The sequence below is a fragment of the Spongiactinospora gelatinilytica genome, assembly GCF_003236385.1.
Taxonomy (GTDB): Bacteria; Actinomycetota; Actinomycetes; order Streptosporangiales; family Streptosporangiaceae; genus Spongiactinospora; species Spongiactinospora gelatinilytica.
This window is the reverse complement of sequence record NZ_POUA01000099.1, coordinates 1-20841: the sequence shown is the minus strand read 5'-3', so window position 1 is coordinate 20841 and position 20841 is coordinate 1. Positions and strand designations below refer to the sequence as shown.

Sequence of the window (20841 nt, the reverse complement as noted above, 5' to 3'; positions counted from 1 at the left end):
GTCCCCGCCGCAGCCCCCCGAGCCGCCCAAGAAGGACGGCGGCCGGGCGCTGTTCTCGATCCTCGTGCTGGCCGCGGTGGCCGGAGTGGTCACCGTGGTGATCGGCCTGGTCTTCATGCTGACCGATCCCGCCGCCTACAACGTGTCCGACGGCCGTACCCAGCTTCCGGCCAAGGTCCAGCCGTCGGCGGCGGGCGAGTACTTCCAGGCCGCGCCCAGCGTGCCGCCGCCGCTGCCGCCGATCACTCCGGCCCCGCCGATGCAGCCGTCCACCCCCAAGCGGCTGGTCATCAAGAAGCTGAAGGTCAACGCCCCGATCAGTTCCGTGGGCCTGGCCAAGGACGGCACGATCCAGGTGCCCCCCGCCAACAACCCCAACCTGGTGGGCTGGTACCGCCTCGGCCCCACGGCGGGCCAGGCCGGGCCGTCGATCATGCTGGGGCACAAGGACACCGCCACCCGCAGCGCGGTGTTCAGCCGGCTGCCCGAGCTGCGCTACGGCGACCAGATCGAGGTACACCGCCAGGACGGCACGGTCGCGGTGTTCACGGTGGGCGGCGTCGAGCAGGCGGACAAGCGGACCTTCCCCACCCAGCGCGTGTACGGCGACCGGGACAACGCCCAGCTCCACCTGATCACCTGCGGCGGCACCTACAACCGCGTCACCGGCCATTACACCGACAACGTCATCGTTTACGCCACCCTGACCAGCAGTCACCGCATTTCCCGCGCTTTCTAGGCGTCCGCGGCGCGCGAAGCTTTAGAATCCCCGGCAGGGGTGAGCGATGAGCAGGCGGCCCAACATCAGCACCTCGATGCTGGCCGCCGTCGCGGCGGCGGCCTGGTTGTCGATAGTGGAGTTACCCGATCTGTGGCGATCCCCGGTTTGGGGGATGGGCCTGCTGGTGGGCATGTCGTTCATCTACGCGGGGGTCGTGGCGTGGCGCGGTCACCCGCACAACAGGGTCGGCCCGCTGATGGTCGCCCTTGGCGTCGCCTGGATTCCGCAGCAGTTCAAGTTCGCCCTCGGCGAGCAGCACGGGGCCTTGGACCTGCTCGACCTGGGCGTCGGCCTGTGGGCGGGCGTCGCCTGTCACCTGTTCCTGGCCTTTCCCACCGGGCGGCTGGACGGCCTGCCCGCCCGGATCGTGGTCGGCATCGCCTACGCCGAGTCGCTCTGCATCCCGGGCGCGTCGGTGTTCGCCGAGCTGTGGCCGGAGGAGCCGTGGCACACGATCGTGACGTTCGTGGACCGCACCTCCTGGGGCCTGATCATCGCGGAGGGCGTGGCGGTGATCGGGCTCGCCGCGGTGCGCTGGCTGGAGGGCACCGCCGCCCAGCGGCGGGCCGTGACGCCGGTGGTGGCCGCCTCGATGGTCGCCACGATGGCGTTCATGGCCGATCGGGTGCTCAACGTCTGCGACATCGTCGCCCTGGGGTTTCCCGCCGATTCGCTGTTCGGGGCGTTCGTGGGAGTGCCGATCGCCTACCTGGGCAGCATGATGCGGGGCCGGATCGACCGGGGCAGGGTCGCCGACCTCGTCGTACGGCTGCGCGGCAGGCGGCAGCGGGACGGCCTGGAGAGCGCGCTCGCGGCCACCCTGAAGGACCCCACGCTCAAGGTCGCCTACTGGATGGCCGACCAGGGCCGGTACGTCGACGCCGACGGCAACCCGGTCACGCTGCCGCCGCCGCAAGGCAGCGGCCGGGTGATGACCCGCGTCGATCAGGGGGAGGCGCGGCTGGCCGTGCTGCTGCACGACGCGGCGCTGCTGGAACAGCCGCTGCTGGTCGATGCCGCGTGCGCGGCGGCGGCCCTCGCGCTGGAGAACGAACGGCTCACCGCCGACCTGCGGGCGCGGGTGCGGCAGCTCGCGGCGTCGCGGGCACGGATGCTCCAGTGGGGCGAGGCCGAACGCCGCAGGATCGAACGCGACCTGCACGACGGCGTCCAGCAGCGGCTGCTGTCGGTCGCGATGACCCTCGGGCTGGCCGAGGCGACCACCGATCCGGCGCGGGCGGGGGCGCTGGTCGGCGAGGCGAAGTACGCGGTGCTCGGCGCGCTGGACGACCTGCGGGCGGTCAGCCACGGCATCCACCCGCCTGTGCTGACCGAGCGCGGCCTGCCCGGCGCGGTCAAGGAGCTGGCCGCGGTCGCGCCGGTGCCGGTCGAGTGCGTGATCGAGATGGCCGGGCCGCTGCCGCAGGCGGTCGAGAGCGCGGCCTACTACATCGTCAACGAAGGGCTGGCCAACGTGACCAAGCACGCGGGGGCGAGCCGGGCCTGGGTACGGCTGGCCCGCGGCACCGGGCGGTTCGTGGTGGAGATCGGCGACGACGGGCGCGGCGGCGCCGACCCGGACCTCGGTTCGGGGTTGGAGGGCCTCAACCACCGCGCCGAGGCCAACGGCGGCCGGCTGACGCTGGTCAGCCCGCCCGGCCGGGGCACAGTGATCATGGTGGAGCTGCCGTGCGAGTAGCGATCTGCGAGGATTCCGCCCTGTTCCGGGAGGGCATGACCCGGCTGCTGGCCGAGGCCGGGTACCAGGTCGTCACGGCCGTGGACGACGCCGAAAAGCTGCTGGCCAGCGTCGCGGCGAACCCGCCCGACGTGGCCATCCTGGACATCCGGCTGCCGCCCACGCACACCGACGAGGGACTGCGCGCGGCCCTGACCCTGCGCCGGCGTCACCCGGAGGTCGGGGTCTTGGTGCTCTCCCAGTACGTGCGGGTCAGTTACGCGGTGGAACTCCTCGAAGGCGGCGTGGAGGGCATCGGTTACCTGCTCAAGGACCGCGTTTCCGACCTGGCGGAGTTCGCGGCGGCGATCCGCCGGGTGGGCTCGGGCGGGTCGGCGCTGGATCCCGTGGTGGTCGAGCGGCTGGTGAGCAGGCACAGCCAGCCCGACGACCCGCTGAGCCGGCTCACCGGGCGGGAGCGCGACGTACTGCGGCTGATGGCCGAAGGCCGGACCAACCTGGCCATCTCCGAACGGCTGGCCATCGCCGAGCGCACGGTCGAGAAGCACTGCACGAGCATCTTCGGCAAGCTCGGCCTCACCGCCGGGCCGCACGACCACCGGCGGGTGCTCGCCGTACTGCGCTACCTGAACGCCTGACGATCACCTGCGGACACGCGATGCGGAAGGTGCGGTTACCCGTACCTTTCCGGGTGCGGTTGCCCGGCTTCCGCGCGTGGGCGGCACGGGGGAGGATGCAGGCGACGAAGGGAGTCTTGACCGTGGCAGTGGCAAACGCCGGCTTACGGCGGATGGTGATCGATTCAGGGGAGCCGCGGACATGGGTCTCGGCGCGGACGGACCTGGTCACGGCGTTGCTGGGGGTCTGGTTCGGGATCGGCCTGATGATCGACGCGTGGGCGCACAGCAACCTCGCCGAACTGGAGACGTTCTTCACCCCGTGGCACGCGGCGTTCTACTCCGGCTTCGCCGCCGTCTCCGGGTGGATCATCTGGCAGGTGTGGCGTAACGTCCGGGCGGGCCGGCAGGGGCTGGCGGCGGTGCCGACCGGCTATCTGGCGGGGCTGGTCGCCATTCCGGCGTTCGCCGCGTTCGGCTTCGTGGACATGATGTGGCACACGTTCCTCGGCATCGAGACCACGATCGACATCCTGTTCAGCCCCTCCCACCTGGGGCTGATCTCCACGATGCTGCTCATTCTCACCACGCCGCTGCGGTCGGCGTGGCACGCGCCCGACATCGCCGAGCGGCCCTCGCTCGGCCGGTTGTTCCCCGCGCTGCTCGGGCTGGCGCTGGCCGGCACGCTGGTATCGCTGTTCGTCTCCTACGGCAACGCGATGCAGTGGGAGGGGCGCGGCGTCGTCGCCGCGCTCTCCGAGATGGAGGGGCCGCGGACCGGCGACCTGGCCTCCTCGATCCTGATCACCAACGCGGTGCTGCTCCTCCCGGTGCTGTTCCTGCTGCGCCGGTGGCGGCTGCCGTTCGGCAGCGTGACCGTCATGTACCTGGTCGGGGTCCTGATGCCGGGCGCGCAGACCGCCTTTGACAACGTGCCGATCCTGCTCGGCTTCGTTGCCGGGGGCCTGGTCAGCGACCTGCTGATCCGGTGGCTGAATCCATCGGCGGAGCGCCGCGGCGCCTACTGGGCGTTCGCCGGGCTGTCGGCCTTCGTCACCTGGTCGCTCTACATCCTGGTGGCCTCGGTCTCGGCGGGCAGTCTGCCGGCCGTTCCCGAGCTGTGGACCGGCGCGCCGATCGTCGCCGGGCTGATCGGGCTCGCCCTCGGGGCGCTGCTGCTGCCCAACGCCCAGCGGGCATGATCCGGGCGCTCTGCCTGGTCCTCGGCCTGTCCGCCGTGCTGCTGCCGGCCGGCGCGGGCCCCGCCGCGGCGCACAACGTCGTGGTGGGGGCGGATCTACGGATCGCCCAGACGTTCGCCGGCGCGGAGCTGACGCTGGTGATCAAGGGGACCGAGCAGGTGCCGGGGCCGCTGCGGATCGGCGTGGAGACCTACCAGGCGGCGGGCGAGCTGCCGATCGCGCTGGAGCTGCGTTCGGTGGCCGACGGCCGTACGGTCACCGGGCGGCTCACGGCCGGGCCGGGCGATCGGTACACCCGGCTCCGGGTGGAGACGACCGGGCCGCACGAGCTGACGTTGCGGGCGGGCGGCGAGGTCGCCGTGGTGCCGTTCCGCGTCCTGGTGGACCGCGGGTCGATGTGGGAGCTGCTGATCTACGGGGGGCTGTTCGCGGCCGGGGTCGTGCTGGTCGGCGGCCTGCTGACCGGCGCGCTGTCCCGGCCGGGCCGGGCGGCCCTGCTGGTGGCGGGCGCCGCGGCCGGGGTCACGGTCGCGGCCATGGTGGTCATCCTCGAACCGCGGCTCCCCACAGGCCCGCCGGACGGCGCCGCCCCCACCGCGACCGACCAGCAGCAGGCCGGGCGGCCGTACGTGCAGGGACGGGTGACGACGCTGCCGGAACGACCGGCGGCCGGGGAGGAGTTCACCTTGCGCATCGATCTGCTCGACGGGTCCACCGGCAGCCCCGTCGATGACCTGACCGCCCACCATGAGGCGCTCGCCCACGTCGTCGTCACCAGCGAGGACGGCCGCTACTTCCGGCACGTCCACTCGCTGCGCACCGCGCCGGGGCGGCTGGAGATCCGGCTGCGCGCCGACCGGGCGGGCCGCTACCGGGCCTACACCGAGTTCGAGCGCGAGGACTCCGGCGGGCAGCTCGTCTCCGCGGACTTCACCGTCGGCGGCGAAGCCGCGAGCCCCGGGACCGCCGAGGTGCGGTCCGGCGCGGCGGTGACCCGGCCCGCCGTACCGGTGGCCGGGCGGGCCGCGACGATCGAGGTCCGCCCGACGGGCGCGGTACGGCCCTGGCTCGGCATGGCCGGCCACCTGATCGTGCGCAGCGCGGACGGCGAGTTCTTCGGCCACGTTCACGAGATGAGCCCGGCCGGGCGGGTCTCCGCCCAAGGACTGCGTTTCACCTACGCCTTTCCCACGGCCGGGCGGTATCTCGCCTGGGCGCAGTACGCCACGTCCGGCGGGATCGTGACCGTGCCGTTCACCGTGGAGGTCACCGGGGAGTCCGCCCGATGAGGAAGGCGCTGATCGCGGCGGCCCTGGTGGCCGTCGCCGTGACGATCTTCGTGCTCGGCCGGAGCGGCGGCGAGCCGGTCCGGGTGACCACGACCGGGACGCACTACGGCGTCACCGTGGTGATCGACAAGACGGCCGAACGCGACTTCACCGTCGAGATCCTGCTCAATTCCGGCGACGCGGACGCCGTCACGTTCTCCGCGGTGATGCCGACCATGGGCCACGCGATGCCCGAGGTCACCGCGCGCAAGCCCGGCCCCGGCCGCTTTCTGGCCCAGGGCGACCTGTTCTCGATGACCGGGGTGTGGCAGCTCTCCATCCGCGTCACGGGCAGGGCGGGCGAGGAGACCCTGGGGGCGAGCGCGCTGATCAGCGGATAGGCCCGGGTGGTAGCCTCCGAAGAGAAAACCGAACAATGCTCGGTCGCATCGGCGGCACCGGTCGGGAGGCACTGTGGCGGAGGCGTACATCGTCGGGGCGGTCCGTACCCCGGTGGGGAAGAAGAAGGGCGGGCTGTCGGCCGTACACCCGGTCGATCTGGCCGCGCACACGCTGCGGGCGCTGGTCGAACGCACCGGCGTGGACCCGGCGGCGGTAGACGACGTGATCATGGGCTGTGTCATGCAGATCGGCCCGCAGAGCGTGAACATCGCGCGCAACGCCTGGCTGTCGGCGGGCCTGCCGGAGAGCGTCGCGGGCGTCACGATCGACCGCCAGTGCGGCTCGTCCCAGCAGGCGATCCACTTCGCCGCGCAGGGCGTGCTGTCCGGCACCCAGGATCTCGTGGTCGCGGCGGGCGTGGAGTCGATGAGCGTGGTACCGATCGGGTCGAGCGTCACCCTCGCCATGCAGCAGGGCATGCCGGCACCGTACGGCAAGGGCTGGACCGACCGGTACGGCACGCAGGAGATCTCGCAGTTCCGCGGCGCGGAGCTGATGTGCGAGAAGTGGGGATTCACCCGCGAGGAGTTGGAACGGTACGCCTACGACAGCCACCAGCGGGCGGCGAAGGCCATCGCCAACGGCCACTTCCGCACGCAGATCGCGCCGCTCGCGGGCGTCGAGGCCGACGAGGGGCCGCGCCCGGACACCACCCTGGACAAGATGGCCGGGCTTTCGACCCTGCGCGAGGGCGGCGTGATCACCGCGGCCACCGCCAGCCAGATCTCCGACGGCGCGGGCGCGCTGCTGATCGCCTCAGCGGCGGCGGTACGCGAGCACGGGCTGACGCCCCGGGCCCGGATCGTGACGCTGACCCTGACCGGCGACGACCCGGTCTACATGCTGACCGCGCCGATCCCGGCGACCCGCAAGGCGCTGGCCAAGGCGGGGCTGTCCATCGGCGACATCGATGTGACGGAGATCAACGAGGCGTTCGCGCCGGTCCCGCTGGCCTGGCTGCGCGAACTCGGCGCGGACCCCGCGACCACCAACCCGAACGGCGGGGCGATCGCCCTCGGCCACCCGCTCGGCGGCACAGGCGCGATCCTGATGACCAAGCTGCTGCACGAACTCGAACGCGTGGGCGGCCGGTACGGCCTACAGACCATGTGCGAGGGCGGCGGCCAGGCAAACGTGACCATCATCGAACGACTCTGAACCCATTGCGGGCGACACCAGTGGCGCGGTGACCCGGACTCCGCTCCAGCCGGAGCCGGGCCACCGCGCCCGCCCTGCGGGTGTCTAGCGGCCCTTGGGCAGCCGGCGCGGCTGCTGGATCGGGCGCTGTGGCATCCGGGGCATCGGTGTCTGCCTGGGGTGGCCCCGCTGTGGGATGGCGGGGTTCTTGCCGGTCTTTCTGGCATGGCGATTGCGCATATGCGGACCTCCTCGAAGTGGACGGCGACGCGGCGACCGGAAAAGGTCGAACCGTGCCTGGTCTCAGCTACCGCGTCGGAGAAACGGGGTCAGAAAGCTGAGCGGTGCGGGCCTGTCGCCGCGAGGACGCGGGACGGGGCCGGCTGCCGGCGGTCAGGAGTTGATCCACATGTCACCGACCCTATGCAGCGGGCCGGTCACGCGCAACCGATTATTTGATGGACCCGGCCGTGAGCCCGTTCACCACCTTCCGCTCGATCAGCGCGAACAGGATGATGACCGGGATGGTGGCGATCACCGACCCGGCGAACAGCCCTTGCCAGTCCACCTGGTACTGCCCGATGTAGGAGTTCAGCGCCACGGTCAGCGGCTGGTTCGCCGGAGTCGTGGTGAGCATCAGCGCCACCGCGAACTCGTTCCAGGCGGCGATGAAGGTGAAGATCAGCGCGGTCACCACACCGGGCATGGCCAGCGGCAGCGTGATCCGGAACAGCGTGCCGAACCGGCCGTTGCCGTCGATGAACGCGGCCTCCTCCAACTCGCGGGGAATCGAGGAGAAGTACGCGTTCAAGATCCATACCGCGAAGGCCAGGTTGAACCCGCCGTTCACCAGGATCAGCGCCCAGACCGTGTCCACCAGGCCGAACTGGAAGAACTCCCGGTAGATGCCGACGAGCATCGCGGTCGGCTGGAACATCTGCGTGATCAGCACCAGGAACAGGAAGCCGGTGCGGAACCTGAAGTTGTGCCGGGAGGTGTAGTAGGCGGCCGGCAGTGCGACCAGCAGTACCAGCAGCGTCGAACCGGCCGCGACCTGGAGGGTGACCACCAGGTTCCCGGCCAGGCCGCCGCTCCAGAATTCGACCAGGCTGGACCACTCGAACGCGCTGGGCAGATAGGTCGCCTCGCGCAGCGTGTCCTGCGGGCGCACCGCGGTGAGCAGCATGATCACGTACGGGAAGAGGAAGATCAGCGCGATCACATAGGCTGACCCGGCGATGACCACGCTCTTCAGGCGGGGGAGCGCCCGGGAGGGGGCGGGAGAGGAGTGCGCCATCACGCGACCTCCGATCTCCACCGCGTGACCTTGAGGAATACCACGGTCAGAATGATCACCATGCCGAAGTTGACCACCGACATCGCGGCGGATTCCCCGATGTCCCGGTTCTTGAGGATGTACATGAAGATGGTGGACGTGGAGGTCGAGTAGCCGGGCTGCCCGCGCGTCATCGCCCAGATGATCGGGAAGTTGTTGAAGACGTTCATCACGTTGATCAGTGCTGCGACCGTCAGCGCCGGGCGGAGCAGCGGGAACGTGATCGCCCAGTAGATCCGCATTTTGGAGGCGCCGTCCATCCTGGCCGCCTCGTAGATGTCGCCGGGGATGGTGGACAGCCCGGCGATCAGCGCGTACGTGGTGAACGGCACCGAGACGAACACCGCGACGAAGATCAGCCAGGGCATGGCGGTCGCGGACTGCCCCAGCGGGTCGGCGGACGCGCCGCCGAGGGCGTCGAGGAAGCCCAGGTCGCGCCGGATCATGTTGATCACGCCGACCTCGGGGTCGAGCATCCACCGGAAGATGATCGCCGTCATCAGCACCGACGCCGCCCACGGCGCGATCAGCGCCCAGCGCGCGATCTTGCGGCCGGGGAAGCGCTGGTTGAAGAGCTGGGCCAGGGCGAGGGAGATGATCACCGTGAGCCCGACCACCGCGACCACCCAGATCAGGGTGCGCCCCATGATGCTGGCGAAGTCGGGTTCGGCGAACAGCCTGTCGTAGTTGGCCGTCCCGTTGCCGCCCTGGACGACGCCGAACTTGCTGATCTTGAGGAACGACGACCGGATCATCTCGACCACCGGCCAGAGCACCACGAGTGCGATCAGGACGATGGCCGGTCCGACCCAGGCCAGGGGTTCGAGGGCGCGCAATCCCCTCGATCTATGCCGCATCTGTCCTGCTTCCTAGGGAGGGTCCTGGAAAGGGGCCCGAGGGGTCTTTTGGGGGACCTGCGGGGTCTTTTAGGGATCTGCAGGGTTCCGCAGGGAGGTACGGCCGGCGCCGGGTGTCGAGGCGCCGGCCGTACCGGTGTGCCCGGGGTCAGCCGGGGTCAGCCCGTCTCAGCGGTCTTCTGCAGCTCACCGAGCACCTTGGCCGGGTCCTCGACCGCGCCGCCGATGGTCTGCTTGATGGTGTCCTGGACAGCGGGCCACTTGGGGTCGGTGAAGGGGTAGAAGCTGGCGTTCGGGAGTCCGTCCAGGAACGGCTTCAGCTTCTCGTCGCCGGACAGCTTCTCGATGCCGCCCTTGGTGACGGGCAGCAGCTTGTAGTTGTCCACGATCTTCTGCACCGCGTTGCCGGTGTAGAAGAAGTCGAAGAACTTCTTGATCTCGGCCGGGTGGTTGTTCTTGTTGAACGCCATGATCCAGTCCATGACGCCGAGCGTGGTGTCGAGCGCGCCGGTCTTGCCGGCGATCGGCGCGACACCGTACTTGTCCTTCACCGAGCCCTCGTCGAAGATCGGGATGGACATCGGGCCGCCGTTGACCATGCCGACCTTGCCCGCCGCGAAGTCCTCCCAGACCGTCTTGCGGTCCTTGGTGCCCGGGTTGGGGGTGGTCAGACCCGCGTCCACCAGGCCCTTCATGAAGGTGAAAGCCTCGATGTTCTGGGGCGAGTTGATCGCCCACTTGCCGGAGGCGTCCTTGTATCCGCCACCGGCGCCGAGGAACCACAGGAACGACTCGCCCTGCGCCTCTTCCTGGCCGAGCGGCAGGCCGAACGGCTGGCTCACGCCCGACTTCTTCAGCTTCTCCGCGGCGGCCTTGAGTTCGTCCCAGGTCTTGGGCGGCTCGGCGATCCCGGCCTTGTCGAACAGCTCCTTGTTGTAGAAGAGCCCGCGGGCCGAGGAGACGAACGGAATGCCGTACGCGACGCCGTCCACCTTGCCGAAGTCGGCGAACTTGGTCAGCAGGTCCTGCTGAACGTTCGGGGAGAGGATCTCGTCGACCTTGTGCAGCAGCCCGTCCTGGACGAAGCCGGAGTAGCCGCCCGTCTGCAGGATGTCCGGCGGCTGGCCGTTCTGCACCATGGTGGCGACCTGCTTGTCGATGTCGTTCCAGTTGATCACCTGGACATCGATCTTGATGTTCGGGTTGGCGGCCTGGAACTCATCGACGATGCCCTTCCAGAACTTCGCCCCCGCGTTCTCCGCGTTCGGGTCGGAGCCGTAGTCGGCGGCCACCATCTTCAGCGTCACCGCGCCGCCACCCGAGGAGGCGTTCTGGCCGCCGCCCTCGCCGGTTCCGGACGAGCCGCAACCGGCCAGGGCCAAGACGGCCGCCAAGCCGAGGGCGCCCGCGATCCTCGTTCTCATCAGTGAATACCACCTTGACCTGGGGGAACCTCTGGTCCGTACCGGTCCGTCGGCCGTCTGCGGGGCCCCGTGTAGACGGCCGCTTCCAAGTACGGCGAGGCCAGCGTAAGCGCGCGATTGATAGCCGGTCCATACCGGGAAATATCGGATCTGCAACGAGTAGGTGGCGAATAGACGTCGCCGGTCTAGACCGGTTGGGAATGATCGGTGTCAGGTGGCCACTGCCCCCTGTCGCCGACCACCGGAATCGCGGCGCATGCCATTGCGCGGTATAGACCAGTTTCGGGCATCGTGGTGGCGATGCGTGTTCAGTGCGCGACGGCCCGGTGTACGTCCTCGGCGACCGAGGTGCCGGGCTCGGTGGAGGCGACCCAGGGGCCGTCCAGGGAGGGGTCCAGGATGCCCTCTTCCAGGAAGGTGTAGCGGCCGGTGAGGGCGTACCGGGCCAGGCGTACGTCGTCGCCGTCGGTGTTGCTCCACAGCCGCCCGAACAGCTCCGCCACGCGCAGCCGCGCCTGGCGGCAGAAGACGTCGGCCAGCTCCTGCGGCCTGCGGCCCAGGTCGGCGGTGTCCTCCTGGGCGCGGACGCAGGCGGCGGTCATCGCGAACAGCTCCGCGCCGATGTCCACGACGCGCCCGAGGAAGCCTTGTTTGTGCTCCAGCCGCGCCTGCCAGCGGGACATGCCGTAGAAGATGGACCTGGCCAGCTTGCGGCTGGTCCGCTCCACGAAGCGCAGGTGCCCGGCCAGCGGCCCGAACTCCGCGTACGCCCCCGGCCGCGCACCCGCCCCGACCACCAGCGTGGGCAGCCAGCGGGCGTAGAAGCCGCCCGCCCTGGCCAGCGCGCGGGCGCGGTCGGCGGCGGCGGCCGAGGGGTCGACGAGCTGCCCGGCCACCGCGAGGTGGGCGTCCACCGCCTCGCGGGCGATGAGCAGGTGCATGATCTCCGAACTGCCCTCGAAGATCCGGTTGATCCGCATGTCCCGGAGGATCTGCTCGGCGGGGACGCCCCGCTCGCCCCGCGCGGCCAGCGACTCGGCGGTCTCGTACCCGCGCCCGCCCCTGATCTGGACCAGGTCGTCCACCACCCGCCAGCCCATCTCCGAGGCGTAGAGCTTGGCGAGGGCCGCCTCGATCCTGATGTCGCTGGTCCCGGCGTCGGCCAGCCGTCCGGCGAGGTCGACCACCGCGCCCATCGCGTAGGCGGTCGCCGTGATGAACGCGAGCTTGCCGGCCACCGCCTCGTGCGCGCCGATCCGCCGCCCCCACTGCTCCCTGGCCCCGGACCACTCCCGGGCGATCTTGGCGGCCCACCTGGCATTACCCGCGCAGGTCGCGGGCAGCGAGAGGCGGCCGGTGTTGAGCGTGGTGAGGGCGATCTTGAGGCCCTGGCCCTCCCTGCCGATCAGGTTGGCGGCCGGTACGCGTACCCGGTCGAACCGGGTCACGCCATTCTCGATGCCGCGCAGCCCCATGAACGCGTTGCGCCGTTCGACCGTGATGCCCGGCGTGTCGGCCTCGACGACGAACGCCGAGATGCCCCGTGCGGTCCTGGCCATCACCACCAGCAGGTCGGCGATCACGCCGTTGGTGGTCCACAGCTTGACGCCGTCGAGCACGTAGTCACCGCCGTCGGGCGTGGCGGTGGTGGCCAGGCGGGCGGGATCGGAGCCGACGTCCGGCTCGGTCAGCAGGAAGGCCGAGACGTCGCCGGCCGCGCAGCGGGGCAGGAACGCGCGCTTCTGCTCCTCGGTGCCGAACAGCTTCAGCGGCTGCGGCACGCCGATCGACTGGTGCGCCGACAGCAGCGCGGCCAGCGACGGGACGTAGGAGGCGACCATGGACAGGGCACGGCCGTAGTGGACGTGGCCGAGCCCCAGCCCGCCGTACCGCTCGGGGATGTTCATCCCGAACGCGCCCAGTTCGGCCAGGCCCTTGACGACCTCGTCGGGGACGCGCGCCGTACGCTCGATCAGCGCCGGATCGACCCGGGCGGACAGGAAGCGGCGCAGCGACCGCAGGAACCTCTCGCCCTCGGCCGCCCCGGACACCGGCGGCGGCGGGTGCACCAGATCCAGCCGGAAGTCACCGAGGAAGAGCTGCCTGCCGAAACTGGGCCGGGTCCACTCGGTCTCCCTGGCCTGCTCGGCGACCTCGCGGGCGCGCGCGTAGTCCGTCATGCCGACGGATGTACCCGGGCGCGGGCGGGTCAGACTTTCGGGACCTCGGCCACGCAGAACACCGTCTGGCCGAACGGCGGGCGGACGAACCGCTCGATCAGTCGGGTCATCGGGACCACCGTGCGGTCGTAGATCTTGACCAGCCGCGGGTCGGGATAGCCCACGCCGCCCCGGCGCACGGCCAGCCACCAGGCGATGCCGCCGAGGAAGTTGATCGGCTTGATCGTGCGGATCTTCAGGCCCGCCGTGGTCACCGTGCGGGCGAGCGTGGTCGGTGTGTACCGCGTGACATGCCCGACCTTGCGGTCGAAGTCGCCATAAAGCTGCATGTAGCCGGGCACCCAGATGATGATCCGGCCCCCCGGCACGGTGACCTCGGCCAGCGAGCGCAGCGCCTCGACGTCCTGCTCGATGTGCTCAAGGACGTTCATCATCACGACCGTGTCGACCCGGTCGTCGCCCTTCAGCGGGATCTCCGTCGGCAGCCCGAACTGCAGGACCTGGATCGCCTTCTCGTGCCCGTCGAACCGCTTGCGCAACTGCTCCACGCAGTAGGGGTCGAAGTCGCTGACCACCAGGCGGTCGAGCCGGGGCAGGAACTGCTCGGCGAAGTGGCCGAGCCCCGAACCGATCTCCAGCATCGACCGGCCGACGTGCGGGGCCACCATGTCGATCTCGTACTGGCGGTAGTTTCTGGCCTCATCGCCGCCCAGGTGGTTTTCCAGGGCTTCGTCTCCGGCGGCCGGTTGTACTACACGGTCATACCCAGACATGCGATTCCGTCCAGCTCGCTGATTACACAAAACCGTGGCCGGTCGGCCACGGTACGGACTCGGCCGAGTCTAGTGGGATCAATGGCGGCCGTTCTCAAACTCCGCCCCATCTCCGGACCCCGCACCCCTCCAGTCTGCCTCAGCTTCGCGTCAGCGGGCGGGGGAGTCGTCGTCCCCGCCGGCCAGCCAGGCGTCGACGCGCCGCAGCAGATCCTTGGCGACGTGCTCGGGCGCGGAGGAGGATCGGATCGACTGGCGGGCCAGTTCGGCCAGCTCCGCGTCACGGAACCCGTGTACCTCCCTGGCCAGCTCGTACTGCCGCAGCAGCCGCGAGCCGAACAGCAGCGGGTCGTCCGCGCCCAGCGCGATCGGCACCCCCGCGTCGAACATCCGCCGCAGCGGCACGTCCTCGGCCCGCTCGGCGATCCCCAGCCCGACGTTGGAGGCCGGGCACACCTCGCAGGTGATCTGCCGGTCGGCCAGCCGTTCCAGCAGGCGCGGCGACTCGGCTGCGCGCACGCCGTGCCCGATCCGGTCGGCGGCCAGGTCGTCCACGCACTCGGCCACGCTCACCGGCCCGGCCAGCTCCCCGCCGTGCGGCACGGCCAGCAGCCCGGCCCGCTTGGCGATCCGGAACGCCCCGTCGAAGTCGCGCGCCCTGGCCCGCCGTTCGTCGTTGGACAATCCGAACCCGACCACGCCCTCGCTCGCGTACTGTGCGGCGAGCCTGGCCAGCGTCTTGGCGTCGAGCGGATGCCGGGTGCGGTTCGCCGCGACGACCACCCCGATGCCGATCCCGCTCGCGGCGGCGGCCTGCCGGGCCGCGTCCAGCACCAGGTCGAGTGTCGCCGTCAGCCCGCCGAACCGCGTCGCGTACCCGGAGGGATCGACCTGGATCTCCAGCCAGGCCGACCCCTCGGCCGCCTCGTCCTGCGCGGCTTCGCGCAGCAGCCGGTAGACGTCGCCCGGCCGGCGCAGCACGGAACGCGCGATGTCGTACAGCCGCTGGAACCGGAACCAGCCCCGCTCGTCGGTCGCGTGCAGCTTGGGCGGCCAGTCCTCTTCCAGCGCGTCGGGCAGGTGGATGCCCTGCTCCCTGGCCAGTTCGATCAGCGTCGAATGCCGCATGGAACCGGTGAAGTGCAGATGCAGGTGCGCTTTCGGGAGGGTGTGGAGTGGCCGTGGCATTTCCCCATGGTGCCGTAACTTCGATCTCAACCTGCGCGGACCCCGGCGCGTCGGGAGGGGCGAAGGGGACCTCGCTGATGACGGACGAAGACGAGGCGGCCTTCGACGAGTTCGTGGCCGCGCGAAGTACGGCTCTGCTGCGTACCGCGATCCTGGTGTTCGGCGCGTCCGCCCACGATGCCGAGGACCTGGTCCAGCACGCCCTGGAGAAGGTCTACCGGCACTGGACGCGCATCCGGCACGACAACCCCGGCTCCTACGCCAGGCGCGTCGTGGTGAACGCGGCCTTCGCTCGCCGCGCGGCGAGCGAAGGTGATCAAGGAGATCTCCTTCGCCCGCCCGCCGGAGACCGCCGCCGCCGCGGCCGACCTCGACCTGCGCGAGGTCATGCTGAACGAACTGCGCAGGCTCCCCGCGCGGATGCGCGCGGTACTGGTCCTGCGCTACTGGGAGGACCTGTCGGAGGCCGAGACGGCCGCGATGCTCGGCTGCTCGGCCGGGACCGTGAAGAGCCAGGCGGCCCGTGGGCTCGGCCGCATCCGCGAACGCATGGCCAGACTGGAGGGAGTGAGCGCATGACCATCGAAGACGAACTCAAGGACGCCATGTCCACGCAGGTCGGCGAGGTGCGGGCGAATGCGGGCACGGCGGCGGCCGTGCGCGGGCTGCACCGCCGCCGTACCGTCCGGCTCCGTGCGACGGGCGCGGCGGTGGTGACGGCGGCCCTCGCCGGGACGGTGCCGCTCTACCTGGCGGTGAGCCCCGGCCAGGAGCCGGGTCCGGGGCAGCGGGCGGCGTCGGGTGCCTCGGTACGGCCGGGCGTGGTGATGCCGGACGTGGCCGGGATGACCGTCGAGCAGGCCCTACGGACGCTGCAGCGCGCCGGGCTGACGGTCAAGTTCAGGACCGCGCCCTCCAGCGCCGTGCCGGGCGGCTCGGTGATCTCGCAGGCGCCCGTGGCGGGCACGGCCCTGAAACCGGGCGCCCGTGTCACGGTCACCGTGTCGGACGGGACCAAGGACAAGCTCCCGCCCGAAGTGGGCGACCTCGGGCAGGGCCGGGATCGACTGGAGGTACCTGCCGGCTGGGACGAAGTGGGGGAACTGGTACGCCGAGGACACTTTCGCCGCCAACAGCCTGAACACTACCTGGAACATCGAGGGCGATGCCGGTGGGGCCTACGGAACCGGGGTGGTGGTCTACCGGGGACGCTCGGCCGCGGAGATCGGCGAGCGGATGGAGGGCTACCGCAAGCAGGGCGCCGAGCCGATCAAGATCAGGGGCGGTCGGCAAGCGTACCTGCTCGATGTGAGCGCGGCCAACGACGTGCTGGTCACGCCTGAGGCGGAGGCCACACCGCCAACGCCGCCGGCACCGCCCACGCCGTCCGCGACGGCCACCGTGACGCCGCTCGAGGAACCCGGCATGATGCCGTCCGAGGGCGGGGAGAAGTCCGCCGACCCGAGCCGCCATGCGGTCTTTTCGCCCGAGGACCCCACTCGCACGCTTCTCTGGCAGGAATCGCGGGAGGTGGCGATCGCAATCATGATCAGCCCGGCTTCCGGCAAGAAGGGGGACGCAGGCGCCGACGCCGAACTGAAGAAGATCGCCGAGGCGCTCATCGTCGTGCGGTGACTTAGCGACGCCGGTGACCCCGCGTGACCCCGCGTGACCCTGGTGCCACGCTGAAGGGCCCGCCCTTGCGAGGGGCGGGCCCTTGTCGCGTCAGCGGAGCTCTGAGAACAGCTTGCCGATCCGGCTGACGCCCTCCACCAGGTCGTCATCGCCCAGCGCGTAGGACAGCCGGAAGTAGCCCGGAGTGCCGAACGCCTCGCCCGGCACCACCGCGACCTCGGCCTCTTCGAGCACCAGCTCGGCCAGCTCGGCGGTCGTGGCCGGACGAAGGCCGCGCAGCTCCTTGCCCAGGAGCTGCTTGACCGACGGGTAGGCGTAGAACGCGCCCAGCGGCTCGGGGCAGAACACGCCGGGGATCTCGTTGAGCATCCGCACGATGGTCTGACGGCGGCGGTCGAACGCCTCACGCATGGTCGCCACCGCCGACAGGTCGCCGGTCAGCGCGGTCAGCGCGGCGGCCTGGGGCACGTTGGCCACGTTGGAGGTGGCGTGCGACTGGAGGTTGGTCGCGGCCTTCACGACGTCCTTGGGGCCGATCATCCAGCCCACCCGCCAGCCGGTCATCGCGTAGGTCTTGGCCACGCCGTTCAGGATGATCACGCGGTCGGCCAGCTCGGGCGTGGCGGTGGCGATGCTGGTGAACTCCGCTCCGCCGTACACCAGGTGCTCGTAGATCTCGTCGGTGACCACCCAGAGCCCGTGCTCGGCCGCCCAGCGGCCGATCGCCTCGACCTCGGCGCGGCCGTAGACCGCGCCCGTCGGGTTGGACGGCGAGACGAACAGCAGCGCCTTGGTGCGCTCGGTGCGGGCCGCCTCCAGTTGGTCGAGGCTCGCCAGGTAGCCGGTCGTCTCGTCGGTGACGACGTTGACCTGGACCCCGCCCGCCAGCTTGATCGCCTCGGGGTAGGTGGTCCAGTAGGGCGCAATGACGATGACCTCGTCACCCGGGTCGAGCAGGGTGGCGAACGCCTCGTATACCGCCTGCTTGCCGCCGTTGGTGATCAGCACCTGGGAGGTTTCGGCGCGGTAGCCCGAGTCACGGAGCGTCTTGTCGACGATCGCCTGCTTGAGCTCGGGCAGGCCGCCCGCAGGGGTGTACTTGTGAAAGCGCGGGTTGCGTGCGGCCTCGACGGCGGCCTCGACGATGTAGTCGGGCGTCGGGAAGTCCGGCTCGCCCGCGCCGAAGCCGATCACCGGACGGCCGGCGGCCTTCATGGCCTTGGCCTTGGAGTCCACCGCGAGGGTCGCGGACTCGGAGATGGCTGCGATACGCGCTGATATGCGAGGTCGGGTCATACCCCCATGTTCCCAGACGCGCAGGGCCGCCACCTCCCCTTATCCGCCCCTTGGACGGCGCGTCGCGGGGTGTGGCGGCGTGCGGTGTGGCCTGTGGTTCTTGTGCGGTTCGACGTGGAGCCGAAACCGCCGTAGACTGCGGCATGGCCGTGGCCACCGTTCGTTGCGTGGTCGGCCGAGCGAGTCCTGGCCAGACTCCGGCTCAGTCGGGGTATGGTTGGTTGCACGACCTAGGGCACTGGCGCAATTGGTAGCGCACCGGTCTCCAAAACCGGCGGTTGGGGGTTCGAGTCCCTCGTGCCCTGCGAGAAGCGGTCCGCGCGGCAGGCGTGTTACAGCGCACCGCAGGTGGCGAGGACACGACGGATCAGGTGATTAATTGTGGCGATCGACACGCGCGGCGAGACTTCGGACAAGCCGGCTCCCAGCCCAAAGAAGAAGCGCACCACACCAGCCCTGTTCTACCGGCAGGTGGTCGCTGAGCTGCGTAAGGTCATCTGGCCGACGCGCAAGGACCTGATCACCTATACCACGGTCGTCTTGGTCTTCGTGTTGATCATGGTGGGCATCGTGTCCGCGCTAGACTTCCTGCTTACGGAGGGTGTGCTGGCGGTCTTCGGGTCCTCCTGAGCGATCCGGAGTCAACGTCGGCGGGAACACCCGCCGGTGTTGCCAGCAGCCCATCCAAGGAAAGAGAAAGAGTCACCGTGTCCGAGACCCCACTGTCGGCCGGCGGATCCCGCGATGAGTGGGACGGCGAGCCCGACGAGGTGATCGAGGCCGTCGGCGAGAGCCCTGAGGCGGCGGAGTCCGAGGCGTCGGAAGAGCCGGAGGCCGCGCATGAGGCCGATGGCGCCGATGAGTCGGCCGTCGATGAAGACGGTGACGTCCTTCCGGATTTGTCGGACGTCGACCCGGTCGAGGAGTTCAAGCGCCAGATGCGCGGCCTCCCGGGTGAGTGGTATGTCATCCACTCCTACGCCGGTTACGAGAACCGCGTGAAGTCCAACATCGAGACCCGTATCGGCTCGCTCAACATGGAAGACTTCATCTTCCAGGTCGAGGTGCCCACGCACACCGTCACCGAGTTCAAGAGCGGTAAGAAGGTCCCGGTCAAGGAGCGTGTGCTGCCCGGCTACGTGCTGGTCCGGATGGACCTCTCCGACGAGTCGTGGGCGGCGGTCCGCAACACGCCCGGCGTCACCGGGTTCGTCGGCCTGTCCAACAAGCCGAGCCCGCTCAACCTCGATGAGGTCGCCAAGCTGCTCGCGCCCGAGCCGGCCGAGGAGTCCAAGAAAGCGTCGGCCAAGGCCGCGCCCGCCACGGTCGACTTCGAGGTCGGCGAGTCCGTCACGGTCATGGACGGGCCGTTCGCCACGCTGCCCGCGACGGTCAGCGAGATCAGCGCCGAGTCGCAGAAGCTCAAGGTGCTCGTCTCGATCTTCGGCAGAGAGACCCCGGTCGAGCTGTCGTTCAACCAGGTCTCGAAGATCTGAGTCATCGCGTAGACTTGCCGTTCGTCCCCTCGGTCGCGTAGCGATGAGCCGCGCCCGCTAGGGATCGTAAAAGGACCCGGAGAAGGACAGATGCCTCCTAAGAAGAAGATCGCGGCATTGGTCAAGGTCCAGCTCCCCGCTGGCCAGGCCACGCCCGCCCCGCCCGTCGGTACCGCGCTCGGCCCGCACGGCGTCAACATCATGGACTTCGTGAAGCAGTACAACGCTGCCACCGATGCCCAGCGGGGGAACATCATCCCCGTCGAGATCACCATCTTCGAAGACCGCTCCTTCAGCTTCATCACCAAGACGCCTCCGGCGCCCGAGCTGATCAAGAAGGCCGCCGGTCTCGACAAGGGCAGCGCCAACCCGCACCGCGACAAGGTGGGCAAGCTCACCAAGGAGCAGCTGCGGCAGATCGCCGAGACCAAGATGCAGGACCTCAACGCCAACGACATCGCGGCCGCCGAGAAGATCATCGCCGGCACCGCCCGGTCGATGGGCATCACCGTCGCCGACTGACGACGCCGACCGACTCGGTCGGCCGGTCAGCCAGTGGGAGGGCCGAGCGCTGGCCCACACCACGACCACTCGTCCATGACACAGGAGTGAGCAGTGAAGCGCAGCAAGGGCTACCGCAACGCGGCGAGCCAGATCGACAGAGAGCACCTTTACGCCCCCGCCGAGGCGGCGAAGCTGGCCAAGGACACCTCTGCCACCAAATTCGACGCCACCGTCGAGGTGGCGCTGCGGCTGGGCGTCGACCCCCGCAAGGCGGACCAGATGGTGCGCGGCACCGTCAATCTCCCGCACGGCACCGGCAAGACCGCCCGGGTCCTGGTCTTCGCGACCGGTGACCGCGCCGAGGAGGCCCGTCAGGCGGGCGCCGACATCGTCGGGGCCGACGAGCTGATCGATGAGATCTCCAAGGGCAACCGGCTCAACGAGTTCGACGCGGTCGTGGCCACCCCCGACCTGATGGGCAAGGTCGGCCGGCTGGGCCGGGTGCTCGGCCCCCGCGGCCTGATGCCCAACCCGAAGACCGGCACGGTCACCCCCAACGTGGCCAAGGCGGTCGGCGACATCAAGGGCGGCAAGATCGAGTTCCGCGTCGACCGGCACGCCAACCTGCACTTCATCATCGGCCGCTCGTCGTTCAGCGAGCGCCAGCTCGTGGAGAACTACGCGGCCGCCCTCGACGAGGTGCTCCGGCTCAAGCCGTCCGCGGCCAAGGGGCGCTACCTCAAGAAGGTCACCTTCAGCACCTCCATGGGCCCGGGCATCCCGGTCGACCCCAACATCGTCCGCGGCCTCGTCGCCGAATCCCCGGCCTGACCCAAACCCGACAGCCCACCCCGCCCACACGAGGCACGGGGTGGGCTTCGTCGTTCCACCGACGCGTCAAACCCGTAGGAGGGCCTGACCCCCGAATGAACGCGCCGGCACCCGAGGTACGCCACGCCCAACAAACCCCGCCGCCCATACCCTCT

Annotated in this window: 21 protein-coding genes, 1 tRNA gene and 2 pseudogenes; 16 read left to right on the top strand and 8 right to left on the bottom strand. The window is 70.1% G+C overall.

The features are described from left to right. The 7 genes from C1I98_RS14865 to C1I98_RS14835 form a co-directional block, all read left to right on the top strand. Positions 1–739 (top strand): class F sortase (locus C1I98_RS14865; RefSeq protein WP_111167765.1); only part of this gene is annotated, 739 nt, incomplete at its 5' end. A gap of 46 nt (positions 740–785) precedes the next feature. Further along, positions 786–2480, top strand: a complete 1695-nt coding sequence (locus C1I98_RS14860) for a sensor histidine kinase (RefSeq protein ID WP_146607440.1) — start codon at positions 786–788, stop codon at positions 2478–2480. After that, entirely contained in the window at positions 2471–3118 is a 648-nt protein-coding gene (locus C1I98_RS14855; protein WP_111167763.1) for a response regulator, read from the top strand. The genes C1I98_RS14860 and C1I98_RS14855 overlap by 10 nt, the downstream gene beginning before the upstream one ends. 122 nt (positions 3119–3240) lie before the next feature. Beyond that, on the top strand, positions 3241–4299 hold the full coding sequence (locus C1I98_RS14850; protein WP_233507878.1) for a hypothetical protein: 1059 nt from the start codon (positions 3241–3243) through the stop codon (positions 4297–4299). Next, entirely contained in the window at positions 4296–5588 is a 1293-nt protein-coding gene (locus tag C1I98_RS41395; protein WP_158558039.1) for a DUF8832 domain-containing protein, read from the top strand. The genes C1I98_RS14850 and C1I98_RS41395 overlap by 4 nt, the downstream gene beginning before the upstream one ends. Next, positions 5585–5968, top strand: coding sequence for a hypothetical protein (locus tag C1I98_RS14840; RefSeq protein ID WP_111167762.1), 384 nt, complete (start codon positions 5585–5587; stop codon positions 5966–5968). Before C1I98_RS41395 ends, C1I98_RS14840 begins: the two co-directional genes overlap by 4 nt. A gap of 73 nt (positions 5969–6041) precedes the next feature. Beyond that, complete coding sequence (locus C1I98_RS14835) at positions 6042–7187, top strand: acetyl-CoA C-acetyltransferase (RefSeq protein WP_111167761.1); 1146 nt, start codon at positions 6042–6044, stop codon at positions 7185–7187. Between the two features lie 84 nt (positions 7188–7271). Here C1I98_RS14835 and C1I98_RS45040 read toward each other — a convergent pair whose 3' ends face one another. From C1I98_RS45040 to C1I98_RS14805, 7 genes are all read right to left on the bottom strand, one after another. Next, on the bottom strand, positions 7272–7406 hold the full coding sequence (locus tag C1I98_RS45040; protein ID WP_267898048.1) for a hypothetical protein: 135 nt from the start codon (positions 7404–7406) through the stop codon (positions 7272–7274). A 211-nt stretch (positions 7407–7617) separates the two neighbouring features. Next, positions 7618–8484: a carbohydrate ABC transporter permease gene (locus tag C1I98_RS14830; protein ID WP_233507877.1), complete on the bottom strand. Its 867-nt coding sequence runs from the start codon at positions 8482–8484 to the stop codon at positions 7618–7620. Then, on the bottom strand, positions 8463–9359 hold the full coding sequence (locus C1I98_RS14825) for a carbohydrate ABC transporter permease (RefSeq protein ID WP_233507876.1): 897 nt from the start codon (positions 9357–9359) through the stop codon (positions 8463–8465). Before C1I98_RS14825 ends, C1I98_RS14830 begins: the two co-directional genes overlap by 22 nt. A 158-nt stretch (positions 9360–9517) precedes the next feature. After that, on the bottom strand, positions 9518–10783 hold the full coding sequence (locus C1I98_RS14820; RefSeq protein WP_111167759.1) for an extracellular solute-binding protein: 1266 nt from the start codon (positions 10781–10783) through the stop codon (positions 9518–9520). A 308-nt stretch (positions 10784–11091) separates the two neighbouring features. Next, on the bottom strand, positions 11092–12963 hold the full coding sequence (locus tag C1I98_RS14815; RefSeq protein ID WP_111167758.1) for an acyl-CoA dehydrogenase family protein: 1872 nt from the start codon (positions 12961–12963) through the stop codon (positions 11092–11094). Positions 12964–12992: 29 nt separating this feature from the next. Further along, a complete protein-coding gene (locus C1I98_RS14810; protein ID WP_111167757.1) occupies positions 12993–13736 on the bottom strand; it encodes a class I SAM-dependent methyltransferase in 744 nt (247 codons plus the stop codon). Between the two features lie 150 nt (positions 13737–13886). Further along, a complete protein-coding gene (locus C1I98_RS14805; RefSeq protein ID WP_111167756.1) occupies positions 13887–14924 on the bottom strand; it encodes an adenosine deaminase in 1038 nt (345 codons plus the stop codon). Between the two features lie 77 nt (positions 14925–15001). On the opposite strand from C1I98_RS14805, the pseudogene C1I98_RS45630 reads away from it, so the two are divergent. The 4 genes and pseudogenes from C1I98_RS45630 to C1I98_RS43870 form a co-directional block, all read left to right on the top strand. Then, positions 15002–15199 (top strand): annotated as a pseudogene (locus C1I98_RS45630) (sigma factor); the annotation flags it as partial. A 37-nt stretch (positions 15200–15236) separates the two neighbouring features. Continuing rightward, positions 15237–15503, top strand: a complete 267-nt coding sequence (locus C1I98_RS42870) for a sigma-70 family RNA polymerase sigma factor (protein ID WP_233507875.1) — start codon at positions 15237–15239, stop codon at positions 15501–15503. After that, positions 15500–15874: pseudogene (locus C1I98_RS45625) on the top strand (PASTA domain-containing protein); the annotation flags it as partial. The gene C1I98_RS42870 and the pseudogene C1I98_RS45625, both read left to right, overlap by 4 nt. A gap of 241 nt (positions 15875–16115) precedes the next feature. Continuing rightward, on the top strand, positions 16116–16559 hold the full coding sequence (locus tag C1I98_RS43870) for a hypothetical protein (RefSeq protein WP_233507873.1): 444 nt from the start codon (positions 16116–16118) through the stop codon (positions 16557–16559). A 90-nt stretch (positions 16560–16649) separates the two neighbouring features. Here the strand turns inward: C1I98_RS43870 and C1I98_RS14785 are convergent, their stop codons facing one another. Then, on the bottom strand, positions 16650–17855 hold the full coding sequence (locus C1I98_RS14785; protein ID WP_111167753.1) for a pyridoxal phosphate-dependent aminotransferase: 1206 nt from the start codon (positions 17853–17855) through the stop codon (positions 16650–16652). 232 nt (positions 17856–18087) lie between these two features. On the opposite strand from C1I98_RS14785, the gene C1I98_RS14780 reads away from it, so the two are divergent. The 5 genes from C1I98_RS14780 to rplA all read left to right on the top strand — a co-directional run bounded on the left by C1I98_RS14780 (position 18088) and on the right by rplA (position 20686). Next, positions 18088–18160, top strand: a tRNA-Trp gene (locus tag C1I98_RS14780). Positions 18161–18236: 76 nt separating this feature from the next. Continuing rightward, positions 18237–18485: a preprotein translocase subunit SecE gene (secE, locus tag C1I98_RS14775; protein ID WP_111167752.1), complete on the top strand. Its 249-nt coding sequence runs from the start codon at positions 18237–18239 to the stop codon at positions 18483–18485. Positions 18486–18562: 77 nt separating this feature from the next. Next, entirely contained in the window at positions 18563–19351 is a 789-nt protein-coding gene (gene nusG, locus C1I98_RS14770; protein WP_111167751.1) for a transcription termination/antitermination protein NusG, read from the top strand. A 90-nt stretch (positions 19352–19441) separates the two neighbouring features. Then, entirely contained in the window at positions 19442–19873 is a 432-nt protein-coding gene (rplK, locus tag C1I98_RS14765; protein WP_111167750.1) for a 50S ribosomal protein L11, read from the top strand. A 93-nt stretch (positions 19874–19966) separates the two neighbouring features. Next, on the top strand, positions 19967–20686 hold the full coding sequence (gene rplA / locus C1I98_RS14760; protein ID WP_111167749.1) for a 50S ribosomal protein L1: 720 nt from the start codon (positions 19967–19969) through the stop codon (positions 20684–20686). Positions 20687–20841 lie beyond the last annotated feature (155 nt).

Bases quoted from the DNA above. Each gene is read 5' to 3' on its own strand.
- C1I98_RS14860 (WP_146607440.1), top strand. From the start codon at position 786: ATGAGCAGGCGGCCCAACATCAGCACCTCGATGCTGGCCGCCGTCGCG.
- C1I98_RS41395 (WP_158558039.1), top strand. From the start codon at position 4,296: ATGATCCGGGCGCTCTGCCTGGTCCTCGGCCTGTCCGCCGTGCTGCTG.
- C1I98_RS14840 (WP_111167762.1), top strand. From the start codon at position 5,585: ATGAGGAAGGCGCTGATCGCGGCGGCCCTGGTGGCCGTCGCCGTGACG.
- C1I98_RS45040 (WP_267898048.1), bottom strand. From the start codon at position 7,406: ATGCGCAATCGCCATGCCAGAAAGACCGGCAAGAACCCCGCCATCCCA.
- C1I98_RS14825 (WP_233507876.1), bottom strand. From the start codon at position 9,359: ATGCGGCATAGATCGAGGGGATTGCGCGCCCTCGAACCCCTGGCCTGG.
- C1I98_RS14820 (WP_111167759.1), bottom strand. From the start codon at position 10,783: ATGAGAACGAGGATCGCGGGCGCCCTCGGCTTGGCGGCCGTCTTGGCC.
- C1I98_RS14815 (WP_111167758.1), bottom strand. From the start codon at position 12,963: ATGACGGACTACGCGCGCGCCCGCGAGGTCGCCGAGCAGGCCAGGGAG.
- C1I98_RS14810 (WP_111167757.1), bottom strand. From the start codon at position 13,736: ATGTCTGGGTATGACCGTGTAGTACAACCGGCCGCCGGAGACGAAGCC.
- C1I98_RS14805 (WP_111167756.1), bottom strand. From the start codon at position 14,924: ATGCCACGGCCACTCCACACCCTCCCGAAAGCGCACCTGCATCTGCAC.
- C1I98_RS14785 (WP_111167753.1), bottom strand. From the start codon at position 17,855: ATGACCCGACCTCGCATATCAGCGCGTATCGCAGCCATCTCCGAGTCC.
- rplK (WP_111167750.1), top strand. From the start codon at position 19,442: ATGCCTCCTAAGAAGAAGATCGCGGCATTGGTCAAGGTCCAGCTCCCC.